General features: G+C 61.0%; 22 protein-coding genes, 1 tRNA gene and 3 pseudogenes. 12 read left to right on the forward strand and 14 right to left on the reverse strand.

From position 1 onward, the window contains the following. Nucleotides 1-437: 437 nt before the first annotated feature. The 7 genes and pseudogenes from NKJ06_RS26185 to NKJ06_RS26215 form a co-directional block, all read left to right on the forward strand. Nucleotides 438-1,019, forward strand: coding sequence for an endonuclease domain-containing protein (locus tag NKJ06_RS26185; RefSeq protein WP_352811119.1), 582 nt, complete (start codon nucleotides 438-440; stop codon nucleotides 1,017-1,019). 615 nt (nucleotides 1,020-1,634) lie between these two features. Continuing rightward, complete coding sequence (locus NKJ06_RS26190; RefSeq protein ID WP_352811120.1) at nucleotides 1,635-2,258, forward strand: hypothetical protein; 624 nt, start codon at nucleotides 1,635-1,637, stop codon at nucleotides 2,256-2,258. After that, on the forward strand, nucleotides 2,255-4,198 hold the full coding sequence (locus NKJ06_RS26195; protein WP_352811122.1) for a hypothetical protein: 1,944 nt from the start codon (nucleotides 2,255-2,257) through the stop codon (nucleotides 4,196-4,198). The genes NKJ06_RS26190 and NKJ06_RS26195 overlap by 4 nt, the downstream gene beginning before the upstream one ends. A gap of 7 nt (nucleotides 4,199-4,205) precedes the next feature. Beyond that, nucleotides 4,206-6,170, forward strand: coding sequence for a hypothetical protein (locus NKJ06_RS26200; protein WP_352811123.1), 1,965 nt, complete (start codon nucleotides 4,206-4,208; stop codon nucleotides 6,168-6,170). Nucleotides 6,171-6,448: 278 nt separating this feature from the next. Continuing rightward, complete coding sequence (locus tag NKJ06_RS26205; RefSeq protein ID WP_352811124.1) at nucleotides 6,449-6,793, forward strand: hypothetical protein; 345 nt, start codon at nucleotides 6,449-6,451, stop codon at nucleotides 6,791-6,793. A gap of 1 nt (nucleotide 6,794) precedes the next feature. Then, nucleotides 6,795-7,361: a type II toxin-antitoxin system VapC family toxin gene (locus NKJ06_RS26210; RefSeq protein WP_352811125.1), complete on the forward strand. Its 567-nt coding sequence runs from the start codon at nucleotides 6,795-6,797 to the stop codon at nucleotides 7,359-7,361. 103 nt (nucleotides 7,362-7,464) lie between these two features. Next, nucleotides 7,465-7,653: pseudogene (locus tag NKJ06_RS26215) on the forward strand (IS630 family transposase); the annotation flags it as partial. Nucleotides 7,654-7,688: 35 nt separating this feature from the next. On the opposite strand, the gene NKJ06_RS26220 reads toward NKJ06_RS26215, so the two are convergent. The 6 genes from NKJ06_RS26220 to NKJ06_RS26245 form a co-directional block, all read right to left on the reverse strand. After that, nucleotides 7,689-8,012: a hypothetical protein gene (locus NKJ06_RS26220; RefSeq protein WP_352811127.1), complete on the reverse strand. Its 324-nt coding sequence runs from the start codon at nucleotides 8,010-8,012 to the stop codon at nucleotides 7,689-7,691. Between the two features lie 99 nt (nucleotides 8,013-8,111). Continuing rightward, nucleotides 8,112-8,429 carry a hypothetical protein gene (locus NKJ06_RS26225; protein WP_352811129.1) on the reverse strand — a complete coding sequence of 106 codons (318 nt, stop codon included), beginning with the start codon at nucleotides 8,427-8,429 and terminating at the stop codon, nucleotides 8,112-8,114. Nucleotides 8,430-8,651: 222 nt separating this feature from the next. Beyond that, nucleotides 8,652-10,241, reverse strand: a complete 1,590-nt coding sequence (locus NKJ06_RS26230) for a TniQ family protein (protein WP_352811131.1) — start codon at nucleotides 10,239-10,241, stop codon at nucleotides 8,652-8,654. Further along, a complete protein-coding gene (locus tag NKJ06_RS26235; protein WP_352811133.1) occupies nucleotides 10,238-11,293 on the reverse strand; it encodes a TniB family NTP-binding protein in 1,056 nt (351 codons plus the stop codon). The genes NKJ06_RS26230 and NKJ06_RS26235 overlap by 4 nt, the downstream gene beginning before the upstream one ends. Then, nucleotides 11,286-13,544, reverse strand: coding sequence for a TnsB C-terminal domain-containing protein (locus NKJ06_RS26240; protein ID WP_352811135.1), 2,259 nt, complete (start codon nucleotides 13,542-13,544; stop codon nucleotides 11,286-11,288). Before NKJ06_RS26240 ends, NKJ06_RS26235 begins: the two co-directional genes overlap by 8 nt. Then, nucleotides 13,541-14,263 carry a hypothetical protein gene (locus tag NKJ06_RS26245; RefSeq protein WP_352811137.1) on the reverse strand — a complete coding sequence of 241 codons (723 nt, stop codon included), beginning with the start codon at nucleotides 14,261-14,263 and terminating at the stop codon, nucleotides 13,541-13,543. Before NKJ06_RS26245 ends, NKJ06_RS26240 begins: the two co-directional genes overlap by 4 nt. Before the next feature lie 1,062 nt (nucleotides 14,264-15,325). On the opposite strand from NKJ06_RS26245, the gene NKJ06_RS26250 reads away from it, so the two are divergent. Both NKJ06_RS26250 and NKJ06_RS26255 read left to right on the forward strand, forming a co-directional pair. Continuing rightward, nucleotides 15,326-15,880, forward strand: coding sequence for an N-acetyltransferase (locus tag NKJ06_RS26250; protein ID WP_352811138.1), 555 nt, complete (start codon nucleotides 15,326-15,328; stop codon nucleotides 15,878-15,880). A 12-nt stretch (nucleotides 15,881-15,892) separates the two neighbouring features. After that, a pseudogene (locus tag NKJ06_RS26255) lies at nucleotides 15,893-16,075 on the forward strand (GNAT family N-acetyltransferase); the annotation flags it as partial. A gap of 4 nt (nucleotides 16,076-16,079) precedes the next feature. Here the strand turns inward: NKJ06_RS26255 and NKJ06_RS26260 are convergent. The 7 genes from NKJ06_RS26260 to NKJ06_RS26290 all read right to left on the reverse strand — a co-directional run bounded on the left by NKJ06_RS26260 (nucleotide 16,080) and on the right by NKJ06_RS26290 (nucleotide 23,733). Continuing rightward, on the reverse strand, nucleotides 16,080-16,907 hold the full coding sequence (locus tag NKJ06_RS26260) for an MBL fold metallo-hydrolase (protein ID WP_352634552.1): 828 nt from the start codon (nucleotides 16,905-16,907) through the stop codon (nucleotides 16,080-16,082). 3 nt (nucleotides 16,908-16,910) lie between these two features. Next, nucleotides 16,911-17,723, reverse strand: a complete 813-nt coding sequence (locus tag NKJ06_RS26265) for a TatD family hydrolase (protein ID WP_352634553.1) — start codon at nucleotides 17,721-17,723, stop codon at nucleotides 16,911-16,913. Beyond that, nucleotides 17,723-19,273, reverse strand: coding sequence for a methionine--tRNA ligase (metG, locus tag NKJ06_RS26270; RefSeq protein ID WP_352634555.1), 1,551 nt, complete (start codon nucleotides 19,271-19,273; stop codon nucleotides 17,723-17,725). Before metG ends, NKJ06_RS26265 begins: the two co-directional genes overlap by 1 nt. A 90-nt stretch (nucleotides 19,274-19,363) precedes the next feature. Then, a complete protein-coding gene (locus NKJ06_RS26275; protein WP_352634557.1) occupies nucleotides 19,364-20,419 on the reverse strand; it encodes a DNA polymerase III subunit delta' in 1,056 nt (351 codons plus the stop codon). After that, entirely contained in the window at nucleotides 20,416-21,090 is a 675-nt protein-coding gene (gene tmk, locus NKJ06_RS26280; RefSeq protein WP_352634558.1) for a dTMP kinase, read from the reverse strand. The genes NKJ06_RS26275 and tmk overlap by 4 nt, the downstream gene beginning before the upstream one ends. Before the next feature lie 140 nt (nucleotides 21,091-21,230). Beyond that, on the reverse strand, nucleotides 21,231-22,397 hold the full coding sequence (locus NKJ06_RS26285; protein WP_352634560.1) for a D-alanyl-D-alanine carboxypeptidase family protein: 1,167 nt from the start codon (nucleotides 22,395-22,397) through the stop codon (nucleotides 21,231-21,233). Between the two features lie 103 nt (nucleotides 22,398-22,500). Beyond that, the gene (locus tag NKJ06_RS26290; protein WP_352634562.1) at nucleotides 22,501-23,733 is read right to left on the reverse strand and encodes a septal ring lytic transglycosylase RlpA family protein; all 1,233 of its coding nucleotides are present in this window, start codon (nucleotides 23,731-23,733) and stop codon (nucleotides 22,501-22,503) included. Nucleotides 23,734-24,132: 399 nt separating this feature from the next. Here NKJ06_RS26290 and NKJ06_RS26295 point away from each other — a divergent pair, with 399 nt between their 5' ends. Together NKJ06_RS26295 and NKJ06_RS26300 are read left to right on the forward strand one after the other, a co-directional pair. Then, nucleotides 24,133-24,339, forward strand: a complete 207-nt coding sequence (locus NKJ06_RS26295) for a hypothetical protein (protein ID WP_352634564.1) — start codon at nucleotides 24,133-24,135, stop codon at nucleotides 24,337-24,339. Between the two features lie 431 nt (nucleotides 24,340-24,770). Beyond that, a tRNA-Ser gene (locus tag NKJ06_RS26300) sits at nucleotides 24,771-24,860 on the forward strand. Nucleotides 24,861-24,915: 55 nt separating this feature from the next. On the opposite strand, the gene NKJ06_RS26305 is transcribed toward NKJ06_RS26300, so the two are convergent. After that, the gene (locus NKJ06_RS26305) at nucleotides 24,916-25,131 is read right to left on the reverse strand and encodes a hypothetical protein (RefSeq protein ID WP_352634565.1); all 216 of its coding nucleotides are present in this window, start codon (nucleotides 25,129-25,131) and stop codon (nucleotides 24,916-24,918) included. Nucleotides 25,132-25,241: 110 nt separating this feature from the next. On the opposite strand from NKJ06_RS26305, the pseudogene NKJ06_RS26310 reads away from it, so the two are divergent. Then, nucleotides 25,242-25,566: pseudogene (locus NKJ06_RS26310) on the forward strand (hypothetical protein); the annotation flags it as partial.

A 25,566-nucleotide genomic window follows, 5' to 3' on the forward strand; every position in this document is an offset into this window, starting at 1 on the left:
CTTCCGGCATCCTTGCCGCGAACCTCGTCCTCGACCTTCCACAATTCGGTCATGGCGATGATCGTTACCGTCGCGGCCTGCGAGATCCCGCTAATATGCAGGTCGTAGAATTTGCGCCGCAGGTGTCCGACACTGCGACGCGCGGTTTCCTCGATGTTTGGCCATTGCACAGAATGCTTCGGACATTTCTAGCAGGGGTGGCGTGGATCTGCCTGGCGGCCAGACAGGCTGGGCATGCGTGATATCAGAAGAGATCGGTCTGTTGCTCCCCCGGTCATCGCCGATGTGCCGATAGGAGGGCCGACTTCCGGAACAGGCCGTGGCGTTCGCCGGGAGCGGGCGCGGGCGGCCCGGCCCTGAGCAGACAAGGATTGCGCAGACCGGATGGCCGGTCCACTGTCGGCATCCGTTCCTGCGACACATGCAAGGGAAATTTCATGACCTATTTCCAGCGCGGCCTTCTGGCCGCTGTTTTCATGCTTCTCGGGCTGGTCTTCTGGCCGCTTCTCGCTGTGGGCGGCCTCATCGCCTGGACGGTCTACAGCGACATTCGCGATGAGCCGGAACGCAAGAGGCAGGAGGCGGAAATCGAGGCCCGCCTCAACAAGCCGATTACCGTCGAGGACATGCGCAGGAGCTGCGAGTCGCCCGCGGAGGAGGCCTTCTTCGACGCCATGGTTTCCGCTTACGGGATGACGGTCGGTCCCGGTTGCATCAAGGGAGACGGCATCCAGCTACGGACCCAGATCGGGCTTGGCCAACTGCGCATCGGGCGCGGCTCGGCATGGAGACAGTTCCGGGGAGATTTCCTCATCGACGACAAACTCGTGGTCGAAATCGACGGGGCAACGTGGCACGGCAGCCCGGACGCCATGGCCCGGGATGCCGCGCGCGACGAGGTCATTCATGCGGAGACCTACACGGTCCTGCGCATTCCGGCGAGCGTCGTCTTCGCCACGCCTGCCGAGGCCGTGAGACGGGTCGAGGACGTTCGCCGCCGACTGAGCGTCGCGGCCTGATGCCACGGGCTGGTCTCACGGGTCCGCTGCGCACCGCACACGGAGCAGTCCCTGCAGGTCGCCCTATACCTCCTCGCAGGCCTATTCCGACGGGTTCACCAGCGGCGGGAGGGAATTCGAGGAGCCTTGCGAGTACATACGCCCGAAAAATCCAGTGCGGCCAGTGCTGGCGCCGCGGCGGCCCGGCGATGAGCGCCGGATAGGCCGCCGCTATCCAAATCCCTATGCGAAACTGCCCAGGCTGCTAACTCCGCCCTCCAAAGGCAGGGCGCTGGCGATCGCCGCCGAATAATCTGAGGTCGCCGTATGGCGGCCGTGACTGCCTAACCCGAATCGTGACTTCATTAATCGAACGACACCGCTGTGAGCCGTGTCGTGCCGCTTCTCGGCATCGCCAAGGCGCTGCGGAGCACCTTTCAGGCTGCCCGCCATCAATTCTGCTATATGAAGATGTTGTGGTCCCCTGAGCGAACGGGATAAGCGGTTTTGCGAGCGTCTGTCCTTCTTCGATATGTTTACGGACCTCGAAGCCTTGGCCGTATTGATCAGTAGACGACGAACAGGGGTTTACTGCCTTTGCCTTGGGCCTCTACTGTGGAGCGGGGAGAGGCATAAATGGCTAATACGGAGTACCGCGACGCAGTTCGCATTCTGTTCCTTTTGGTCGAAGGCTCCGTCGATAACGGAGAGCCCTCGACGGGTTCGGCCTTTCCGCGCCGATTCGAAGGCGAGACCAGGCTGCAGGCGCTCGACTTCTGGGTCAGGTACCCGGACTACCTAGCCGACGAGCTGGTCGCTCAATACGAGGAGACGGGAGGCGCGAGCCTCCTCGATGCAGCCCGGGCCATCTTCGATGACAACGAACCTTCGGAACGGTCAATTCCGATGCTCCGCAGGTACTTCGGCGCCTATGAGCCTCTCGACACCGTGCTCACAATGCTCGGGACCGCCGGACTGACCAAGGCGATCACGATCGAGCACCCGACTGCAAACCCCCAGCATTTCCTGCTGTCAGAAGCTGCCCTCAACCTCCGGGACCGAATACTGCGTGAGCACCCGGTATTCGAGTGGTATGCGGCGCGGGCGGAACTGGTGCTACGCTTATCCAGAGGAATGGGCGGCAGTCTTCTGAAGAAGCGGCAGCACGAGCGCAAGGAATACCACGACGCGCGGGTCGACGATCTCATTCCGACGATCGCCGAAGCTGTTAGGGCAAAGCTGGAGAAGTTCGAAGCATGAGTGCGTTGTCACGTGATAAATGGGTTGCCGAGATCGCCAGGAAGTCCGGCAAGTCCGCGAGCGACGTCGAGGCGCTGCTCAAGCGGCTAGGGATCGAACCGAAGCTCACGCATGCCATCCCCAAGAGGCTCAAGCTCCGCAGTCTCGCCTTCACAGGGGAGAAGACAGGAGACTACGAGACTAAAGTAATCGATTTTGCGCGCTCAAGCCTGGAACCCGGGATGCACGCATTCGTGTCGGAGGTGAACCTCAAGGGCAAGACGTCTCTTCTCAAGATCATCCGATGGGCGTTGACGGGTACACGGACACTGCCATCCGATATGTCCGGTTGGTTTCGAACGCTCACGCTCGGCTTCAGCCTGGACAATGATGAGTACGAGGTCCGGCTTCTTGACGCGGAACTCGGGTCCGGGCTGCTCGTCAAGCAGGCAAGAGGCCGGGAGTTCGTGGTGGCGGAGTTTCCTGACACGGCTGGTTTCGTGGCGGCCATGGACAGCTTCTTCCTCTCCGAGCTTGGTCTGGAGCCGCTCGAGGTGATTGCCGAACGGGATGGGAAGGGCGTCGATCAACGCCATGGCTGGAATTGGCTGTTCGGAGTTTTGTGGATCTCCCCTGATCCGAAGGCGGTCTTCGGAGGCGACGACACCTCCCATGGCAAGTCAACACGAGCCATGCAGATGTATCTTGGCCTTCCATGGATCACGACACGCGCGCAGCTCATGGAGGCGCAGAAGCGCGCCAGGCTCGACACCGAGCAGGAATCGCGGAAGGCGAGGCAAGTTTCAGATGCGGCGAGGTCCCGCCTGGACGAACTGCAGAAGAAGCGGGATGTCATCACAGCCGAAGCAGACGACAGACCTTCCGCAGGCAAGTTGCGGACCGATGTGTCGACGGCGACTGCGGCATACGCTTCCTACGCGGATAAGCTGCGGCGGAATGTGTCGGTCATCGAAGAACTCGAAGCCGAATACCGCCATGCCGAGGCGGCATTAACCGCGGCCTCGCGGGAACTGAATGCATTTCGTGAGAACCGGGCGGCAGGTTACGTGTTCCGCAGCCTGAACCCGGTATCCTGCCCAAGCTGCGAGGAAGCCTACACCGCCGACGTGCGCGAAACGCGACACAGCAATCATGACTGTGTCGTTTGCGGTCGGGCCGAACGGCCGGAATCGGACAGCACTGAAGGTGTGGAAGAGCGGCTGACCGCGGATGTTACATCTGCCAAAGAGGGCGCGGGCAAGCTCAAGAAGCGTCTCGCTGAAGCACGGCGGAAAAGCACGGACTTCGAAGAGGCCAGGGACGCGCAGGCGCGAGTTTTGGAACAGCTGGAAAAGGAGCTCGATGAACTCCGCTCAGTGCCGGACGGGAGGCTCGAACTCGTCAAATTGGATGCCCAGATCGAGGAACTCACCCTGATGGTAGGGACGGATCGGCAGACAGAAGCGACTGAAGTCGATCTTCTCGAGGCGGCAATCAAAGCCACGAAGAAGATGTATGAAGAGGAACAGGAGACCGTTCTCACCAAGGTCTCGGAACTGGCGCTGACATATGCTCAGGCCTTCGGCCTGACAGATCTGCTAGGCGTGCAGCTGAAGGGAAACACGCATATGGAACTGCAGATGCGTGGGGGAAAGAAAAACTTTGGCGAGGGCACGCCTGGTGAAAGGATGCGGCTGAAACTGGCGGCGACGCTTGCCATGATCCAGGTCGCCGAGAAGAGCGGGATCGGCCGGCATCCTGGCGTACTTCTCATCGACTCCGTCGGCAACAACGAGGTGGTGAAAAAGGATGTCGCGAAGATGGTCGTCGGCCTCTCCGGCCTTTCGGACAGCCTGCCGACGGTTCAGATATTCGTCGCAGGCGTAAAGAGCGACGCAATACTGGATCATGTGCCTTGCGGTAATGTGATTGAGAATCGAGAGGACGGATACCTCTGGTAGAGCGCAGATGCACCACGACGACATCATGGAAGGACTGCTCGGCAGCGGTATGGTCCCGGACGTCGAGTCATTCGGCGGGATTGAGCGCGTGCTTGAGCAGGGCGTTGTCTATGGCGCGTCCGTCTACGCCGACGAGTTCGTCGAACTTGTGCTACCCTACCGAGGTACACGCCAGGACGCAGTGGATGGCTTTCTAGCCAATGTCCTGAGTGTCATTGCTCGCGGGCCTGAACTCGACACCATCGCGGACAGACTCCTTTCCCTGAACTTCGACGACGGTCCGGCCGGGACCAAGGTGTTCCGGCAATTCCTTGCGATTGCTGGTGACCGCGGTCGACCAGTGCCGCTCAGAAATGCGGCGCTTAAGGGTGCGCTTGCACTAGCAAGGGATGATGCGGGACGGCTTACTAGGCTCGAGGCGGACCTCATCGACACCGAAGTGGACGATGATTCGACATATATCGCGCATGCCGCGCGCATCGCTGGCATCCTGTCGGCCAAGAAGGGCAATCCAGCCCTTGCGCAGTTTCTCGTCACAATGGCCGAAATCCAGGGGGCGGAGGACCAGGTCCGCTTCGAGTTGGGTCTGCTTTCACTTCAGCGAGCCATAGAGGCATCGGACACGGACACGGTGATCGAAAACCTGCGTATGGCGATGTCGGATTTCGACCGCGCGGCGTCACTACGTGAAAGCAGGTACGATGCTCGTCTTTTCAAGAACTCGATCGGTCTTCTGCTCGGTTTCCACGAAAGGACCGTTCCGACGGCTTTCGCAGAAACGGTCGCCAGTCTTGAGCAGGACGCATTCGCCTATACGGAGTATTCCTTGGCGGGAAGGCCGAACCCGATACTAGGCGCGATTGCAAGCCAGATAGCGGCGCTAGTATCGCTATCCCGGAACCTAGTAGCCCTCATCGAGCGAGCCGCCGAGGATGTCTGGCTCGATGCCATCAACGTGATCGAGAGGCATCTCCTCGTCGCTTACGAAGCGAACAGATCCATCTTTGCCGGAGCGTCGGCGCACGGCGTCGACTGCGTTATACGGCCGAAACTCGAAACACGGGTGTTCGGCAATCGCGATCACCTGAAACATCTGACCGCGTGGTTTCGCCTGCATTCCGAGAAATTCGATGCCGATCTGACGCGGGATCTGAAGGAGGCGATCGAGCGGGTCTACCGAGGGGACGAAAGTTTCCCTCCGGACGCGGGTTCCACCTACCCATTGGAACCCGCACTCCTCGGAAGGGTACGCGCCACTGACGTGGCCGCATCGGACCAGCTGCTCGACGAGGTTGCGGGAAACATGGCAACGCTGATCAAGGATCGCACCAGCGTTGCTGTCATCGATATGCTCGAGCGAGTGGCTGCTAGCCTTTCTGCCGTTCCCGACTACAAACGGCCAAAGGCGAGTATCGACTTCAACACGTTGGTGCTCAGTCTTGGCATCTTCCTCGAGCAGAAACTCGACTCGTCCATCGAGCAGGACAGGTTCTCGGCATATTTGTTCCAACACGGCGACAGCCTGCCTGTCGAGAAGGACCTCCAGCAGGACTTCCTCCGGCACGGCAAATCGTCGGCATTGCCAATCCAAGACGAGGTCAAGGGAGTAGCCGGGGGGCGGGCCGACATAAGGTACGACAATGGACGGCACCGTCTGACCATCGAGGTAAAGCGGGAACTCAAGGACGCTTCATTCGACAGCCTTCTCGAGTTCTACGGCGAACAGACCCTCATGTATCAGACAACGAACCTGAAGCTCGGGGTAATGCTCGTTCTCGACCTGTCGCAGCATCGCGTCACAACCTCGCACATGGACACGTGGTACGAGACACGGGTCGGCGATCTCATGAAGGACGGAACTGAGAGAGGAGTGTTGATCGTCAAGGTGCCTGGTCGGCGGGGAACGCCCAGCGCCGCTACTGTCGCGGCGAAGAAATCCGCCCGGAAGCCACGTAAGCGAAAAGCCACCTGATCCGATCACGCTTGTGGTCACTGGGAAGATCTTTCAGCCTTCTGTGACTCTTGGCAGCCGCAGTCGCTTTACAGGGCGGCGATGTCCCGCTGGAGGCGACCGATGACGTCGACCGGATCGAACCTGCGCTCTTTCTCTCGTTCGCCTCCTGTTACTGACGGGCGGTGACGCGTTGCGGCCGAGGGCCGCCTTTTGATTTTGGGTCATTGAAAAATTCACCTTGACTGCTATGTTGTCTAAAATCGATTTTTGTTAAACGGACGTGCGGAGAACCCCCGATGACGAAGACAGCTGTGCGGGTGCGTCGCGGCCAAGGGTCCGTGGGCAAGCGGCCGAAAACCGTTCCCAACCTGGCTGAGAAATTGCAGATGCGCCGCCTAGCCAGGATTAGCGCCGTCCTGCAAAGGGCGGAAGAATCCGGCCTGCGCGCGGAGAAGGACGGCAGGATTGCGGGGAGGGTGAGTGCTGATCTGATCAAGAAGGCCAAAGCTCGAACCGGACTGACGTCGGATACCGAACTCGTCGAATTTGCGTTGGCTAATGTGGCTCTGGAAGACAACTTCGCCGAGACCTTCAGGAAAACACGGGGAACGGTGGATCCGACACTGAAGCTTGGATTCTAAATTGGCCGATTTCGACTTCGGGGCGGCTGTTAGATGGTCGCGATTTGATCCCCGGAAAACATTAAGCCGCCGTCCTGACAAGGATCTGCCGATCATCGGCGACCTTGCCGAGGCGGGGCACGATCTGCTGCTGGATACCTGCGTCTACATCGACGGTTTGCAAGGCCGAGCGCCTGAAGCAGTTGCCGACCTCCTCGATGTCAGGCAGGTCAATCATTCCACCGTAGCCATCCAGGAGCTGATGCACACCGTGGGGGTCCTCGACCCGAAACATTCGGGCTCGGCCAAAGCTATCAAGCAGATCAGGACCGTGATCAAGGATATGCCGCCCCATCGGGTTTTTGCGCCGGATCCCGATGTTCTGGGCCGAGCCGCGCTCCTCTCAGGAATGCTTTGTCGCCTTCAGGGCTACAAGAATGATTCCAGGCTGCGGGCGCTTCAGGACTGCGTGCTGTTCCTGCAGGCACAGAAATTGGGATTTTCCGTTCTAACGGGCAACATCAGCGACTTCGACTACTTGCTGCAGCTGGTCCCGACAGGTCGAGTTTTGATGTATCGGCGAAGCTGAATGTATTTGCAGACCATCTTGGTCGACCGCGGTCAGTACGGTTATAGCCATTCGGCCCGATCTAGTCAGGGGTGGCGACGGGACGGTCAATACCAACTTCTGACGAAACATCACGCCGCTGCTGCCGTCGCGAGCCCCGGAACTCAACCCGGTTGCGCGCCAACTGGCTCTCCAACCGCCTTCGAAAGGCCACGACGCCATCATCGACGCCGCCTGCGAGGCTTGGCAGAAGCTCATCGCCCAACCCGAAACAATCACATCAATCATGCGAGAGTGGGCTCACGTCGGTTGAGCTTCATGACCCTTGATATTACTGAAATCCGTTTATCAGTGCTGCACGGGACGCTCTTGCAGGTGTTGCTGCATGCTGTAGATGCGCGAGCCGATGGTTCTGGCCGCCCGCTGCACCATCTCGTCCGCCAGCCATTCCGGGCGGTCATCCGGGAACCCTTTTTCTGTCACCAAGAAATTGACCAGGGCCTCGAACCGCTTCTGGCACTGGCCCTCATCCTCGGGCAGCACGATGTTGAGGCCACATTTCTTGAGGCGAACGATGAAGTCGCAGGCATCATGGATTGCCCTCTGGAACTGTTCCTCGGCCGTCACTTTCGGGACTGCCTCGTCACCAAAACCGAACGTGGTGTTTTTCATCGTTACCCGTGCCTTAGTTGGAACCGTCGAGGTTCGGCGGAATGAACATGGAAGCCGCGACCGATCCACGGCGTTCCTTTATCTGGGCGAGGCCATCCACTAAGCGCGGCTGGACAAATTCTGGCTGGATGCTGCAGCAGAGTCACCCTTTTCACTTCTGAAAATCACGCTGGCACGAGGATAGATCGGCGGCGATTCAAGATCATCGGTTTGCACTAGTTTTTGACCCCAAAGCCATTCAAGCGAGTCTTGAATGGCCGAACCACGATATCCTTCCGTCAGCCAATACTGAATTTCGTCAAGTAGTGCGCTGGCTACGTTACTTTTAGACGCAGGCAAGCCGCCCAAGATGAGCATCGCAAGCACAGCTACGCTTGGACTACCGTCATTCTGACGTACGTTGAATTTTACGGCCATATCAATCGTGCCTTTGTAACTCGAGTCGAATGCGCGTCAGCAAGTCACCATCTGGGGTGCATCTAGGCGGCGAAAGCGAAGCGAACTTCTTCCGACAGCGCTTCCAGCGGTTGGCTGATTTGACGCTGCCGGATCAATTCCAGTCAATGCCGGGTGAAATTACCCAAAAAGTGCTAGCGCCTAGGATAAACGCCTCGAACATCATGCGCTTTATAATCCAGATTATAATAATCGTAGTTGAGGACCTGGCGTTCGGGACAAAGCCAGAACTGGTGGATTGTCCCACGGGGTCGATAAAGCCTTGACCCTATGTCCCGTCTGGCAGGTCGTACGGGAGGGCGTACGAGGACAATCAGGGTCTCCTCGACAAGAAACGAGAATGGAATTCAATCCGGCTCCTTTGGCCGTTCCTGCCACTCTCGCACTTCCCACGCGCACCATCTCCACCATCTCCGCAACCGAGACCCCCTGAGCCGCCGCGGCAGTCGGAAGCGGCAATCCCGGCTCAGCTCCGTTGGCCGCGGCCTTGCTCTGCAGCCAGCTCATCAGAAACTCGGTTGCCTTTCCCCTGATGATGCACGGCATGCCTTGCTCCGCGTCGGCGACGGTCAGCAGTAAATGCAGGCGCACCAGTTCCCTGACGTCCGCCGAAGAGACGCCGAGTTCCTGCGCGACCTCTCTGACGCTCTTCCCGGACCGGATGTCGCAAGCAAGCCGATAGACGGTATGGGGATCGAGGCTTTTGGGCTTGGGCAAAACGGCCTCGCGCCGGCGCACCTGCATCTGGCGCAGGATCACCCGCAGCCGTCTCTCCGGAATGCCGCACTGCTCGGCGGCCTCGGCGTACGTGAAATGGCCATAGGGCACATGCGGCGGCTCCTGCTCCTTGGCTCGCCGTTCCTGCAGGAAGTCGCTCAGATGCCAGGACACGTTGCCGTCAACGCCGTCGGGCTGCCCGTGCACCAGCCAATATCTGAACTCGTCGGAATACACCGGGACAGGCGGCTGCTTCGGACGCTCGGCCTCGATGCGCTCGAGCAGATTTTGGAAACTGTCGGGCAGGCCCAGAACCATGGCCAGGCCCGCGTTCATCACCCTGCGGACGCCTTTTTTCCCGGTCATCGGATGTTCGGTCTGAAAAGGGTCGAGCGCGAACTTGCCGATCTCGCGGCATGTTTCGACGGCTTCGTCCATCGGCACCCGATCGAGGAACGACGGCGCGGAGGCGGGCGCGCCGTTGATGCGCCCGATGACATAGGCATCGAAGGCGCATTCTGCCTCCGGAACCTGTTCCGTCCTCGCATAGGCCAGTTCCCTGCCGCAGGCGCAGAAGTAGAAGCTCGGGGAATTGTGCCACGTGAGCCTGACGCCGCACTGGCAGGCCTCGAGGAGGGCGCATCGGTGATCTGGACAGGTCGTCACGAATCCGATGTCCCACCATGCGCGATGGGTTCCGGATTCCCGGAGGCAGTGCGGGCACCATCGGCGGCTGCCAAAACGGACGTCGCGCTTCCGGAAGCGCTGGCCAAGCAGGTGAATCCAGCCCGCGTCCACCCGCGGAGAGGCGTGTTCGAGGACCGACAGGTCGGCGGCGCACAGGCGGGCAACGTCCTCCACCGGGAGATTGAACACCTGCCGTCCGGGACGAACGCCGATCTCCCGGCAGAAGCGGCCGAAATCGCCGCGAAGGTTTCGCTCAACCGTCCTCCCGAACAGGCCGTGTTGCGGTTCCGTGGCTACCTGGCGGACCGCAAGCGGGAATGCCTTCATTTCGGCGAAGGTCTCGACGGGGAGGTCTAGCCGATCGGTCATGCCGCCTCCTTCGACTTCTTCGGCTTCGATGTGCTTTCCCGCAGGCCCGACCTTTCATCGTCCTCGAGGAAACGCTTTCCGTCGTAGTCCTCGGGGAACGAAACGGACGACACCTTGCCGACGAACGGATTTCCCTTCGTGCCAATCGGCTTCATGACGTCGAAGGCCGCCTCGAAGTGCCGCGGCAGGAGCGCCGTGGATTCCATGGTCAGCGCGACCTCCAGCGCCTTGAACGTGAGGATGCTCGAAAGGCCCGCGAGACCCCCGGTGGCGCGGCAGGTACGCTCCGCCAGGTCCATGTCGTCGAGCGCTGGCCGCCTGTGGAAGTAGTCGATCTCGTCCGCCAAGGTGCCGAGAAAATGCACGAACTCGGTCTGCTCGGCGTCGACGTTCCAGTCGTAGCCCTTCATCTCGAAACGGCTGAACGTGCGCCGCAGCAGCTGGTGGTTGGACTCAAGCACCAGAAGGGAGCTCGCCAGCCCGCCGAAGACCATCTGGCAGCAATTCCAGTTGGCAAGTTCCTTGAGCACGTCCGCTGCCAGGAACTGGGTTCTGTTGCTGCGGTTGTCGACCATGTGGTTGAACTCGTCGAGGATCATTAGCTCGACGCGCTGCTCCTTCAGATGCCAGGCGATGTCGAGCGAAAGCTCGTCGGACGTCCGGCGCTTGTCTACAGGAATGCCGAGGGCCGCCATGATGCGGCGCTGAAGCGCATACTTGTCAGCGCCGGGCGGAACGTGGACGTAGAGAACGCGGCGGTGCATGCCGGACTCGTCCCGCACGGCCGGGTACTGTTTCGCGTAGTAGCGCAACGTCTTCGACTTGCCCGACCCAGAGCGTCCCGTGAACATCAGCGCCGTCCCCTCGGCGCTGGGCGAGGGGGCGAAAGCCATGTGCTCGGTCAAGGCCGCCTGCAGTCCCTTCTTGAAGCGCAGGTGAGGCACCAGCATCTTGCGCATCCGGATTCTGGCCTGCGCGACCTTGCTGGCCATCCCCGCGTCGGCATAAGCGGCGATCCCCGGCGGAACGAAAAACGATGCGGCCTCAGTCATCGTGGATCACTCCGAGGTTCAGGCGGCCGATCCTGGCCTCGGCGGCGAGCATGCGGGTGCCCAGAGGTTCCATCGGTTCCGCGACGGCTTCGTCGGGCGTCTCCGTGGACGGCGGGGGCGAGATCTTTTTCCGGACCGTGGGTTCGCTGGCTTCGGCGCTTTCGTCGGCGATCGGCTCCTCGTCCATCAGCGCGAGGAACCGTTTCGAGGCTTCGGCGTCGTCGATGTCCTCGGGATTGTTGAGATAGGCGCGGTTGACGTTCAGGTGGCGCGCCAGCTTGACGGCGCCGCCGCTCGTATTCCTTTCGCCGATCATTTCCTTGGCCATCCTGGCGAGGTCGAGCTTGGCTTCCATGAGCTGGGTCATTGAAAGGATCCTGTGTTTCGATTTCGCCCGCGCGTGGGCCTTGATGACGATGTGCTGGTATTCGCTGAGGCCCTTCGCGTATTTCATCTGCTTGCAGAAGGCCGGCACGGCGATGGTCCTGCCGGGCGAAAGGGGGTCTTCGGCCAGAGCCCAGACCACCGAGATGTCGGACGGGTCGTACTTGATCTCGACGCCGCGCATGATCCCGTCGATGCCCGCGCTGCGGTCCCGCAGGGCGCCGAGCGCGTCCGAATTGTATTCGAGGCCGAACATCCTGATCCCGTTCGCGTTAATGACGCGTGACGGCTCGTACTTGCCGACGAGAAGGTCGATTTCCCGTTTCGGCCGGGGAGGCGGGACAAACCTCTGGGCCGTCTTGATCTCCCAGGCTTCCTGCGGGGGCATCCCGATGCCGCTGTGGTGCGTCTGGTGGTAGACCTCGACGATCCAGAACGTCAGGAGCAGCCTGAGTTCCCTCAGCGTGATCACCACCGGATCCCTGCGGCCCTTCTTTCCGGACTTGGAGAGCGCGTCGACGAGGGCCTTCGGCAGCAGTCCGATCGACCTTCCGAAGGCGCCGCGTTTCAAGGTGCCGAAAAAGCGCTCGATATGCCCCTTCATCTGGGGAGCCGCCGGCGGGAGGACCGTCAGGGATGTTCCGCATCGGTAGGCGTTGTCCCTCGTGTGCCCGCTGATGAAACCTCCGCCCTGGTCGCACTTCAGTTCGCTGAAGGTGCCGAACATCGGGTATCGGTTCTTGATGATCGGCGTGCCGTCCGGATGGTTGCCGACCCACGACAGGTCCTTCGGCAGGATGGCGTGCCTCAGGCACCTTCCGACGGAATCGCTGCTCGGCGGCATGAAGCCGATCTCGAATCCGGGGATGCACCTGGTGGCGACGTCGATGATGGCCGTGAAATGCGGGTAGCCGAGCGGGAACCAATTTTCGTCGTCGACCACGAACAGCCTGGACAGGTGGCAGTCGTCGGTTTCCCCCAGCGCCAGCGCGCGGGTTTCCACAGGACCGCTGGCGACCACGCGGAAGCCTTTCTTGCCTTCTTCGGGACCGAGGATCCGGATCGCCCTGTCGACGGCCGAGCGTTTTTTGATCGCCCGGCGGATTATCGCGTAGCTCACCAGCTCTTCCCAGTGGATGCCGCCGTCTTCGCGGCGCGGGATCATCGAAACCTGTTCCACGGTCCCGTCGGGCATCCTCTTCCCGTGCGTGTAGTCCGACAGGTCGGTCGGAAGGTTCATCCTTGCGATGGAGATCGCCTCGGTCTGGACGTCGGGCAGGGAGCCGCGGCCGTTGTATTTGTTGTCGATCGCGAGCTCGATGGCTTCGTAGACGAAGTCGGGCTTGCGCTGCTCACGGTTTCCTTTCCAGCCATGGCGGGGATAGAGCGCGGCCGTGCTGCACCCGGTGATCCTGTAGTCTTTGTAGTGGCGCTCGACCGAGGCGCCGAGCACCGGATCGACGCCCTCCGGCGGAGGGATGCTTGCCGCGATCCGCGCGAACAGCTTGCGTCTCTGCTTGAAGCCCTGCGGATTCGAGCGAAGCTCTTCTTCGATCGCGTCGATGATGCGCTGGCGGTATGCCGCGACCATCTCGTCGCGGTCGGAAACCTTGGTCGTGTCGACCGACGAGAGATGGGCATTGCTGTCGTCCAGCAATTCGCCGTCGGCGCCTTCCCGGAAGGACCCGTCCAGATATCCGGCCTCGATCTGGCGGTCGCTCACAGGAAACGGGATCGTAGGTCCGCCGTCTCGGCCGGCGATCGGGCGGAGCCAATAGCCGCTCCGGTCCGGCGTGCGGCCGTCGATCATCCCTGCGATGTCGTTGTACGTGACGAGAGTGCCGCGAGGCAGCAGGACGGCGGTCATGGCAGCGGTCTCCGCACCATGCTGGCATGGGAGAATTCCGTGCCCATGTCGATCTCGAGAACTCCCCGCCAGACGAGGTTGAGGATCGCGGCAAATGCTTTCCCGACAGGAATACGCGACCGCATGGCGATCCCGCCGACGGTGTCCGATCCGCCTGCTGGAGCCGCCATCAAAACCCGGCTGTCCTCTCCGTCCGGGAAGACGAGCCCTGAACAGGAATTGACCTCTTTGGAGTTGCCCAGCCGTGGCTGGATCTTGAGTTCGTTGCGCGGAACCGTCCTGTACGAGGTTCCCGAGCGCGCGAGAGACCGGGCGAGGGCCTTGGCGCGCAGCTGCGACATCGGCGACTGGTGGGCCGCAGGCGATTCAATGTCGAACAGCCCGCAGCCATGGTCGGTCCAGACGCCGAAAGCGGGCGTGTGCTCCAGCCAGCGCTTGCCGTCGAACCATTCGAATGTCTCGGGTCGCGCGCGAATCCTCCGCACGCTCGGATTGACCTCAGTCAGAGTCAGGAAAGAAAGCTGTTCGGGACCCCAGTAGCTGACCGAGTATCCGCTCCTGTACGACGGAAAGCCGCTCGGCTCCGTCCAACGGCCGAGCGGTCGATAGTGGGCGAGGGGCGGCTCTGGAGTCCTGTGCGGGACGTTGGTTCGAAACAGCGCGAAATCGTGCGGCTGCCAATCCTCTGGCGGACGCTTTGTACGTGGCGATACACCCATGACGCGACTCCTCGTTCCGTCGGACAGGCGGCCGAACGGCACGAACGCAAAATGTAACTGAGCGAGACCTTGAAACGCCTCTACGCGATGCCCGCATCGCGCAGTCAGTGTTACTTGGAAACGGAAATCAGGAAGGCGGAATCAGTCCGCTATTCGACGGCCTGCCAGAAGGCAGAACGATGCCGGAAATTGCCTTGGAGAAGGATTGCTGCGCTCGGTGGTCATGGATTCGCTCCCTTGCTGAAACTCGTAGGGTGCGGCTTCCAGTGTCCGGTTCAGCGGCGCGACATCGACCATGCCGCGACAATGCACTGGACGGCGACGAAGCCGCGGCGCTTGCCTATTCGGGTCATGGTCGACACGTCGGTCATGATGTTTTTCACATCCTGCGTTTCGAAAGCGACCCACCGGTGGATTTCACAAACCCATTACTCGGTGGTTAACAAATGGCGTCCACGAAGGAACGAAAGAGGAACATAGACAGAAACGGTTTTTGGTCAAGCGGATTTTCTTCGTCTTGGTAAATATTGGGGATTTCGTTACGTAACGCTGCCACAATCGAGGACTGCGTTACGTAACGCTGACTCGTCGGCGATTGTCGGCGTGGGAAGACAACGGTGGAATGCTGGCATTTTTGCCGGGGCATGCGAAAAGATACTGCAAGGCACTTTAGCCGCGCTGGACAGTCGCCAAGAAGGCCGCTTTTCAGACCCAGCGAGCAAGCTTCGACCTGGCCGGGCCGACGCCGTTCTCCAAGCTTCGAGGTGTTTATCAAAAACTCGCGTCGCGGAGTTTGTTTTGGTCAACGTCAGAGCTGGGGAGACTCTGCGGGCGGCTGGCTCCATGACGGAAAGAGAGGCGAGTCAACTTATGGGTTAAAACCGCAACTTATGAGTCAAAAGACATCGATCGCCACCACCATAAGGCCGGCGACCGAAAGTCGCATAAGATAGATTATGGAACTGACGCATCGGCCAGGAACTGGAAATTGCCGCTGATTTTCATAGGCTTGAGCCAATTGTGGTGTATTGCCTTGAGCGGATAGCCAACGCTAGGCTGAAGATGGCCAACAGAGAGATCGAAGCGGCGATCGAGGTGTTCGTGCATGGCTACAGCGCCGACAGAAGCCGCACCTTTCCTTACGAGGCCAGCCGCGTCGGACCGTTGTGGCTGATGCGCGACGCCGAGCGCAAGAATCCTCGCGACTACCGCGGCGAGGAATGGGTCGTCCATGACATCGCCGCTCAAGAGGCCGATGCCATCGTGCGGCAGCATGCAAGGCCGGGCTTTGCCGTTTCCGTTGTGATCGCGAACGAGGATCCGGACGGGCCGACACGAACCGCCTACAAAGCTCTCGGCTACCGGCTGCTTCGGACCGAAGGCTTTTTCGTCCACCGATTGCGCCAGATTCCGAGCCCGCCGGCGGTTGCTTGGGTCGAACGCGTGCAGACAGCCGAACGGGCGGCGCAGTTGGGAAAGATCATCCGCAGGCTGCCGATCGAGGACGATTTGCTTGGCGACAGCGCGCCGTTCCGCCAGTATGTGGCAGTCGATGGTATCGTTGGGCGCGTGCGCAGCCTGGATGCCGTGGGAGCCACGTGGTGTTCGAGCATGTAGGTCGAGCCTTCGCACCGGCGTCGCGGCATTGGCCAGGCTTTGATGTCGAAAATGTTGCACGACGATCGGGCGCGTGGGTCGAGGTGCTCGGTTCTGGCTTCAACCCACGCCGGCGCGCTGCTTTATCCTCGGATGGGCTATGAGCGGATCGGAACGCTGCTGATATTTGCGCCAAGGAGCCGAAAACCCTCATGAAGGTCTATCCACATCGCGCTGATTCATAAGGGATTTCGATCACCATCCCGTCATAGGCCGGCTCGACGTTGGCTGGGGTCTCGGCCATCACCGTGGCGTAGTCGAGCGGTACATGCATATGCGTCAGCACGGCGTTTCCTGGCGCCAGCCGCTCGATCCATTCCAGCGCCTCGCCAAGCGACAGATGACTTGGGTGCGTCCGGTATTGCAACGCGTCGATGATCAGCACGTCGAGGCCCCGCAGCCGTTCGGCGGTGGCCTCCGGAAAGCCACTGATGTCAGGACAATAGGCGAGCCCGCTGATGCGAAAACCGAGTGATATGATGTCGCCATGGATCTGTGGCAACGGCTCGAGGGTGAGGGCACCCCCCTCTCCTTCGATGACCACCGGCCGGGCGTGGTCGATGAGATGCGGCTTGACGATCGGCGGATAGGAACTGCCTTGCGGCGTCTCAAAACAATATCCGAACGCTTCCCGCAGCCGAAGCATGGTCACCGTGTCGGCATGGACATCGATCAACTGCCGCTGGTCGAGGACGAAGCCGCGCAGATCGTCGATGCCATGGATGTGGTCGGCATGCGGGTGCGTATAGACGACCGCGTCGAGACGCCTGACCGAGGCCAGCAGCATCTGCTGGCGAAAATCCGGTCCGGTGTCGATGACGACGGTCGTGCGGCCGCCGTTCGCCGCGATCCGCTCGACGAGCGCGGCGGTGCGCATGCGCCGGTTCTTCGGGTTGTCCGGGTCGCACTTGCCCCAATCGCCGGTGATGCGCGGCGTACCTGGCGATGAGCCACAGCCGAGAATGGTGAGGCGCAGCCGGTCAGTCATCGTTCAGGCACTTTGCTCGGGCCAAGCACTTTGCTCGGGAGGTCGCGGCATCTTGCCGAACAGGCGGAAGAAATTGTTCGTCGTCAGACCACCGATTTCAGTCTCGCCGACGCCGATTGTTTCGGCCAGCACCCTGGCGGTGTGGGCGACATAGGCCGGCTCGTTGCGCTTGCCGCGAAATGGCATGGGCGCCAGGTAGGGCGCGTCGGTTTCGACCAACAGGCGGTCATGCGGCACATCGGCGGCAATGGCACGCAACTCAGCCGAATTCTTGAAGGTCAGGATGCCTGAGAACGAGACGTAACCGCCGAGCGCGACGCCGATTTCGGCGAGCCGGCGCCCCGAGGAAAAACAATGCAGGATGAATGGGAAGGCGCCCTTCCCTGTTTCATTCTCGAGAATAGCTGCCATATCGTCATCGGCATCGCGCGAATGGATGACCAGCGGCAGCCCCGTTTCGCGCGCGGCGGCGATGTGATTGCGAAACGCTTGCGCCTGCACATCGCGCGGCGCCTTGTCGTAGAAATAGTCGAGACCGGCCTCGCCGATCGCCACCACCTTCGGGTGGGCAGCCAAACGAACAAGCTCTTCGGTGGTGACGTCCAGCTCTTCCGCGGCATTGTGCGGATGGGTGCCGACCGAACAGTAGACTTCATCGAAAGTTTCGGCGATTTCAATGATTTGCTGAAACCGCTTCACGCGCGTTGAGATCGTCACCATGCGGCCGATTCCGGCCGCCTTGGCGCGGGCGACAATGGCCGCCCGCTCCTCGGCAAAATCTGGGAAATCCAGATGGCAATGACTGTCGACAAGCATCAGATTTTCGCGTCCGGCTGTTCGACATAACGCGGAAACACGCCTTCCGGCACGGGCAACGCAGTGCCAGGCACCAGCGCATGGTCCGCGTGGACATGCACGAAATCGCGGCTCTCCGCCGGCGCCGCCAGCAGGTCGAGCAGTTTCGTGGCCGATCCCGGAACAAAGGGTTGGCACAAGATCGCCACGCGCCGGACGACTTCCGCGGTGGTCCACAGCACGGTTTCCATGCGCGCCGGGTTGGTCTTCTTCAGCGCCCATGGTGCCTCGCCGGCAAAGTACCGGTCGGCTTCCGCCACCACGTCGAAGATCGCCGCCAGTGCCAGATGAATGCCTTGCCCAGCCATCGCCTTGCGCGCCGTGGCAAGAGCCGCCGCTGCCTGGTCGAGGATCGTCTTGTCGGCTTCCGTCAGGTCGCCGCGCCCCGGCACCACGCCGCCGCAGTTCTTGGCGATCATCGACAGCGAGCGCTGCGCCAGATTGCCCAGACCATTGGCAAGGTCGGCTTTGGTGCGGTTGACGATCGCGTCATGGCTGTAGCTGCCGTCTTGGCCGAACGGCACCTCGCGCAGGAAGAAATAACGCACCTGGTCGAGACCATAGTGCTCGACCATTGCGAATGGATCGACGACGTTGCCAACCGATTTCGACATTTTCTCGCCGCGGTTGAACAGAAAGCCATGCGCGAAAACGCGCTTTGGCAACTCGATGCCGGCCGACATCAGAAAAGCCGGCCAGTAGACCGCATGGAAGCGGACAATGTCCTTGCCGATGATGTGCGTAGCCGGCCAATACTGCCATTTCTCGGCCTCCGTGTCGGGATAGCCGGCGGCGGTGATGTAGTTGGTCAAGGCGTCGACCCAGACATACATCACGTGCTTGTCGTCGCCCGGCACCGGCACGCCCCATTTGAAGGTGGTGCGCGAGATCGACAGATCCTTCAGCCCGGACTTGACGAAGCTCTGCACCTCGTTGCGCCGTTCGGCAGGCCCCACGAAGTCAGGCCGGCTGTCATAAAGGGCCAGCAATTTGTCCTGATAGGCAGAAAGCCGGAAGAAATAACTTTCCTCTTCGTTCCATTCGACGGGCGAGCCAAGCGGTTCGCGACGCACGCCATCCTCGCCGAGCGTCGTCTCACCTTCATCGAAATAGGCTTCCTGGCGGACCGAGTACCATCCGCTGTAGCGGTCGAGATAGATGTCGCCATTGGCGGCCATCGCTTTCCAGATTGCCTGGCAGGATTCGTAGTGGCGCGGTTCGGTCGTGCGAATGTACTCGTCATTCGAGCCTCCCAAAGCCTCGGTCATCGCGCGGAAAATCGCCGAATTGCGGTCGGCCAGCGCCAGAGGCGTTATGCCTTCCTTCTCGGCCGTCTGCTGCATTTTGAGGCCGTGTTCGTCGGTACCGGTCAGGAAGAAGACGTCCTTGCCGTCCAGGCGCTGGAAGCGAGCCAGCGCGTCGGTTGCAATGACCGTATAGGCGTGACCGATATGCGGTTTGCCGTTCGGATAAAAGATCGGGGTGGTGATGTAGAATTTGTCGCGTGACATGAATGAACCGTCATGAATGTCTGAATGGAAAGGCGTGGCGGTGGATATCGCATCGGGGCGGCGATTGCCATCCCGAGGCCGAAAACCCCATCACATTCGCATTGCAGAATTCAGGCGGTCGATCATGGTCAAGGCGTGCTGCTTCTTGTCGAGATTGTAGGTGTCGGTCTCAGATATAGCGTCCAGCGCCTCGTGCCAAGTGTCCGACAGCGTTTTGGCCCGTGCGAGATCGCCCGCCAGCGCCGCCTGGCTAGCCGCGTCCGATAAAAGATCCAGCGCCCGGCGGTTGAAGATATCGAACTGGATCGCCTGGTCGCGGCCGGCCACGGCCTCGGCAAGGCGGAACGCGCCGCCGACATCGCTCTTTCTTCCCGTGACCAGGGCGTCGAGCGTGGAGGCGATCTCCAACCCGCCATACTGCGTCAACAGGATGGCGTTGCGGGCGCTGCCCCCTGCCCGCTCGACCAGCGCCGCGCGTGCCGCCGGATCGCCAGGCGGCGGCGGCTCCGCCGTTTCCAGCACCGCCATCAGCTCGTCGGCGTCGAGTGGCGTCAATCGCACCACCTGACAGCGCGACCGGATTGTCGGCAGCAGGCTGCCCGGTGCGTGGACGATCAGGATGAACAAGGTTCGTGCCGGCGGCTCTTCAAGGTTCTTCAGCAAGGCGTTGGCGGCATTGGTGTTCATGTCATCGGCCGGGTCGACGATGACGACCCGGTAGCTGCCGTCATGCGAGGTCAGCGACAGGAAGCGGCTGACCTTCCGGATTTCATCGACGGTGACGACGGTCTTGAAGCTCTTGGTCTTGTCGTTCAGCGGCCGGGTCAGATGCAGCACGCCAGGATGCGCCCCGGTGGCGATCTGGCGAAACAGCGACGACGCCGGATCGGGAGTGGTAAGACTCTCCGGCGCCTGCGCGAAATCCGGGTGCTTCAGGAGATGATGCGCAAGATGAAAGGCAAGCGTCGCCTTGCCGATGCCGACCGGCCCGGAGAAGATCAGCGCATGCGGAAGCTTTCCCGCACGGTAGGCGGCGGTGAGCATGCCGGCGGCTTGGCTGTGCCCGACCAGAAATGGCGTTTCGGATGGCTCGGGCACGCCGTCCAGCGTGTCGTGCTGCTCCGGGGCGATGCGTTCGAAGATCATGCCGGCGTCGCCTGCCTGTTGCGCGACGGCGTTCTTGCCTCCAGCGCCGCGAACACGGTGGCGGTGACGACATTCTCGACCGCAACCGGATCGGCTGCCGCGTCGATGACGATACAGCGTTCCGGCTCGGCCGCGGCGATCGCCAGGAACGCCTCGCGGCGCGCCTGATGGATCGCCAGCGTCTCTTTTTCGAAGCGGTCTGCGTCTGCGTCGGCACCGCGCCGCAGCGTTGCGCGCCTCAGGCCTTCCGTCGGATCGATGTCGAAGATCAGCGTCATGTCCGGCATCATGCCGTTGATGGCAACCTGCTCCAGCGCATCCATGAACGCCAGATCGATGCCACCGGTGACACCCTGGTAGACGCGTGAGGAATCCAGGAAGCGGTCGCAAAGCACTATGGAGCCACGTTCGACCGCCGGCCGGATGACCTGCTCGACATGGTCGGAACGCGCGGCGGCGAAAAGCAGCGCTTCCATCTTCGGCCCGAACGGTTCGGCGGCGCCCGAAAGCAGCACATGCCTGACCGCTTCGGCGCCCGGCGAGCCGCCCGGTTCACGGGTAAGGAGGACATCGTATTTCTTGGCGCGCATCTTCCTGGCCAGCCGCTCGATCTGCGTCGACTTGCCTGCTCCTTCGCCGCCTTCGAAGGTGATGAAAAATCCGCGTGCCAACCGAGAGGCCTTCTTGTCCATGTATGAATGGGATTGTAGCGCTCTAGATAGTCCGCGTTAGACGAAACGTCCATGCCGTCGATTTTTGCTTTTATGCATCTCGTTTCCCCAAAACCGGGGCCACTTCTGAGCGACATACATTAGCGCAGCCAGCCGACCGCCAGTTCCTTGACGGCGTCGAGCGCGCGCTGCGGCAATGTGCCGACGCCGATCGATTCGGCGGCGAAAAGCGGCGTCTCCTGACTCAGCGTATCGCCGATAAAGACGCGCAGCGCACCCACCGGCTGCCCCTCCTCCACCGGTGCCGCAACTGGGCCGTTGTAGACGATCCTGGCTGTCAGCTTGTCGCGGTTGGTGATCGGCAGGAAGATGTCGATCGGACCTTTGGCCTTTAGCGTCACTCCGGATTTGGCACCGCCGAAAACCTGAGCCTCGCCGACCACTTCGTCCTTGGCGAAGATTTCGGTCTTCTCGAAGGAGCGGACGCCCCAGTCGAGCAGCTTTCGCGCCTCCTCGGCGCGCTCCTTGTCGGAGGCCAGGCCGCTCATCGCCGCAATTACCCGCGTGCCGTTGTGGCTGACCGAGCCGACGATGCCGAAACCCGACGTCTCGCTGGCACCGACCGCCAGGCCGTCGGCGCCGATGTCCATCGCCAGCAGCGGATTGCGGTTCCTCTGCGAGATCTTGTTCCAGGTAAAATCCTTCTGGCCATAGTAGCGATAGAAATCCGGATATTCGCGCCACAGGTGCACGGCCAGCTGCGCCAGCTCACGTACGGTCGTCTGCTGGCCATCCGCCGGCAGGCCGGTCGAATTGACGAAGGTCGAACTCTTGAGGCCGATCTGGCGGGCGCGTTCGGTCATCTGCGCGGCGAAATTATCCTCGGACCCGGACATGCCCTCGGCGATGACGATGCAGCCGTCATTGGCCGCCTGTACGGTCACGCCCTGAATCAGATCCTCGAGCCGGATCGACGACTTGAGCTTGGCAAACATCGTCGATGTTCCCGAAGGCGCCCCACCCTTGCGCCAAGCGTTTTCGCTGACCACGAACGTATCGTCGAGCTTCAGGCGGCCGGACTTGATGGCGTTGAACACCACTTCCATGGTCATCAGCTTGGCCATCGAGGCCGGCGGTATCGGCTTGTCGGCGTTCTTCGAAAACAGCACCGTCCCGGTCTCGGCATCGATCATGAAGACCTGCGTGGCTTTGGTCTCGAACAGCTGCGCACGGGCTGGAGCCTGGGAAAACAGCAGCAGGCCAAAAATCAGAAGCCCGGCGAGAGGCTGGAGCAAGCGCAATTGCATGATGTTCGACCCATTGGCCGGCACGGCCGGCAAGCCCGCGAAAGATATCAGGCTTTTTGCGCGGCGGATCAACCGTGCAACGGAAATCCGGCCTGGCTTGCGCTCAGTTGCGCACAGCCAGCGCATCCGGCGCGCCATGCGACCATGCTGCCTGCAGCAAATCATCCAGGTTGCGTTGGCCATCGGGATAGAGATTGACCGAATACCAGTCCTCGCCATCGAGTTCCGAACGCTGGATCTCGATCTTGCCGAATGCGGCAAGCTGAGCGGCAACGCGCTTGGCCTGCGCTGCATCCTCGAACGAACCCGCAGCGACGTAATCGGTGGACAGACCGGCCGGAGGCGGCTGCCGCTTCCACGATTGAAGGACGTCGGCCGGCGACATTCCGTCGCCGCCCAGTGCGGCGAAGGCATTGGAGGCGCGTTCGACCCGCTCGTCCGCATAGGACAGCGAGGCCACGGCAAACGGCGATTGCCGCGGCAGACTGATCTCCGGGCGTTCCGGCACGATCGGTCCGAAATCGGGCAGCGCCAGATCGCCGTAAGCCGGCGTCTGCGCCGACATGACCGGCTGGACGACCCCGGAATCGGTCAATTGACCCGGAAACGGTACGGCGGCAGTGCCGGCAGTCAGGCTTGGCGAAGGCCCGTTCATCGCGACCATGACGCCGGTCGGCAGCCCATCCGACGGATCCGGCACCCTGTTGCCGGGGTGGTAGGAGGCCATCAGATACTGGTCGTCATCGCCGTCAAGCGGTGCACGGCCGACATACTCGACCTTCACTTGAGCGGTGCCGGTGTTGGCATAGTCAAGCATCTGGGCTGCGCGCTCCGACACATCGATGATGCGGCCTTCATGATACGGGCCGCGATCGTTGACGCGAACGATGACCGAACTGCCGGTCTTGAGATTGGTGACGCGGGCATAGCTTGGTAGCGGCATGGTCGGATGCGCCGCCGTCAGATGCGTCATGTCATAGACTTCGCCATTGGCGGTAAGCCGGCCGTGGAAGGCGTCGCCGTACCAGGAGGCCAGACCGACCTTGGCGTAGCGCTTGTCTTCCCGGGGGTAATACCACTTGCCGCGGACTTGATAGGGCTTGCCGAGCTGATCCCTGCCGCCGCCGCGTTGCATGCGCCCGTTCTGGGAGAACACACGTGGGCTTGCCTTCACGCCATATTCGGATTCGGAGAAATATTCCTTGGAGCGGGTCTTCTTGTAGACCATTGCTTTCGGCTCAGGCTGCGACGCGCAAGCCGCCAGCAAGGCGGCCGACATGGCGAACAACGCGACTGTGGCAGCGCGACGAAGACGCGGGTGCGTCACAGCCTGCATTTTCCTGATGTCCCCTTCAGTCTCGACCTGACACGCCGCGTTCAAGCATCAGAGGAGCCGAAACACTCACTCGCCGAACATAACGACGCCTTGAACCCCGGTCCTTTGTGCGCAGGAATTGTTTATCACGGTATTAACCGATTGTGGCCAGAACCGGGCAAGATTGTGACGCAGTTACCGTGTCGGCACTCCTGAACGGTCACGGCTTTGCGTCGCCCACAGTGACCGCTTCCCTGCCCGACGGCGAGGCCGGCATCATCGGCAACAACAAGATGTAGTCGGTGCGGAGTTATATCGTTTTACACAATCCCTAATTGCTAGACTCGCGCGACGCGCCGGCTGTTAACTTTGCCTCAGGGCGAGGAGGGAAAAGGTAGCGAACTGGGAGGATGTAGTCGCATGAATTACGATTTCGGCATCGGCCATCTATCTGAAGATGATCAGCCTTACGAAGTTACCTCTTTCGCCAAAAAGCATGGCTTAACGATACGAGCTGCGGACGCCGTGCTTTTCGCCAAAGGCCCATCTCGGACGGCCTGCGATGCCGCCGCATTGGCCTTCCTCTGTGCAGTCGCCGCACACGCCAAGAAACAATCGGCGCGCTAACCTTCCGCGATCACGAATCGCGTCGATTCGCTGGCGCGGTCTGGCGCGCCAGGCACGCGACATGGCCGTCATGTGTGCGCCATATCGACGAGGCCGCTTAAGCGAAGGCCTGCCGCCTCATTTGCGAGGCGACAGGCCCTTCCCCAACCCACAATCGTCTTAATGCAATTGCAGTGCCAAATTGATTGACCCATTACGGGTCACTGACCGCACCAGTGCCAAGGCTTTGGCCTTGTCGTTGGTGGCCAGTACGATCCGCCAAATGCTGCCCGGACAGTAGGAAGGTGCCGCAGCAGTGGTTGACGCAGCCCTTAATGCCGCATTACAGGAATGACGCGCGAACCGTTCGGCAACGCCTTCGGTGCCAATCTGGTCCCAACAGGTCAAAACCGGCCGACAGCATAGCGCTTAAGTGATTGAAAAGTCACGATGGAGGAATGGCCGAGCGGTTTAAGGCACCGGTCTTGAAAACCGGCGTGGGTGCAAGCTCACCGTGGGTTCGAATCCCACTTCCTCCGCCATTTTGTTGCGTAACAATTTGAATTACTTACTCTATTTGCCGTCGCCTCAAGGATTTTAGCCTGCCTGTTCGTCGAACAAAACCGAGCAGCCTCGCGCAAGCGCTACTGTTGAGAGAGCATTTGCCATCAGATCATCCGAAGACACGAAATCGCCGGTTAGCACCCGCAACTCTTCCACGCCTTCAGCCATCGACACGAAACTTCCGACCACTCGATCGCGCTTACAATCCTCGACCACGTAAAGCAGATCGACCATTTCGAAGCTGCGCATTTCCAGCCTCCAAAAGAAATCGTCCCTTTCAGGATCATGAAACGCATTGGCGGGAAATAATGTTCCCGACTCGCCTGACTGTGTAAAGAACACGGGCCTGCGGGTGTCCAATGCCTACGCGCATAGAGCAACTGATCGCGTGGCTGCTCGATATTCAGGAAAACCGCTGTGCGCTGTCGGGCATTCCGTTCGATTTCGGCGGGTCGGACGCGGACAAGGCGCTCATGCCTTCTGTCGACCGGATCGACAGCGACGGGCACTACGAAGACGGCAATCTCCAGATCGTCTGCCGATTCATAAATGCATGGAAAAGTGACAGCGATGACGAGGAGTTTCGCCGCCTTTTAGGATCGTGGTCGAGTAGCTCAGCCATTCGGCTTTCGCCCTCACAGATCCGGGCGGGCGGATTTCCCGCACCCGGCTCTTCCCGAGGGT

The sequence above is a fragment of the Mesorhizobium sp. M0293 genome (assembly GCF_040321735.1).
Lineage (GTDB): Bacteria > Pseudomonadota > Alphaproteobacteria > Rhizobiales > Rhizobiaceae > Mesorhizobium.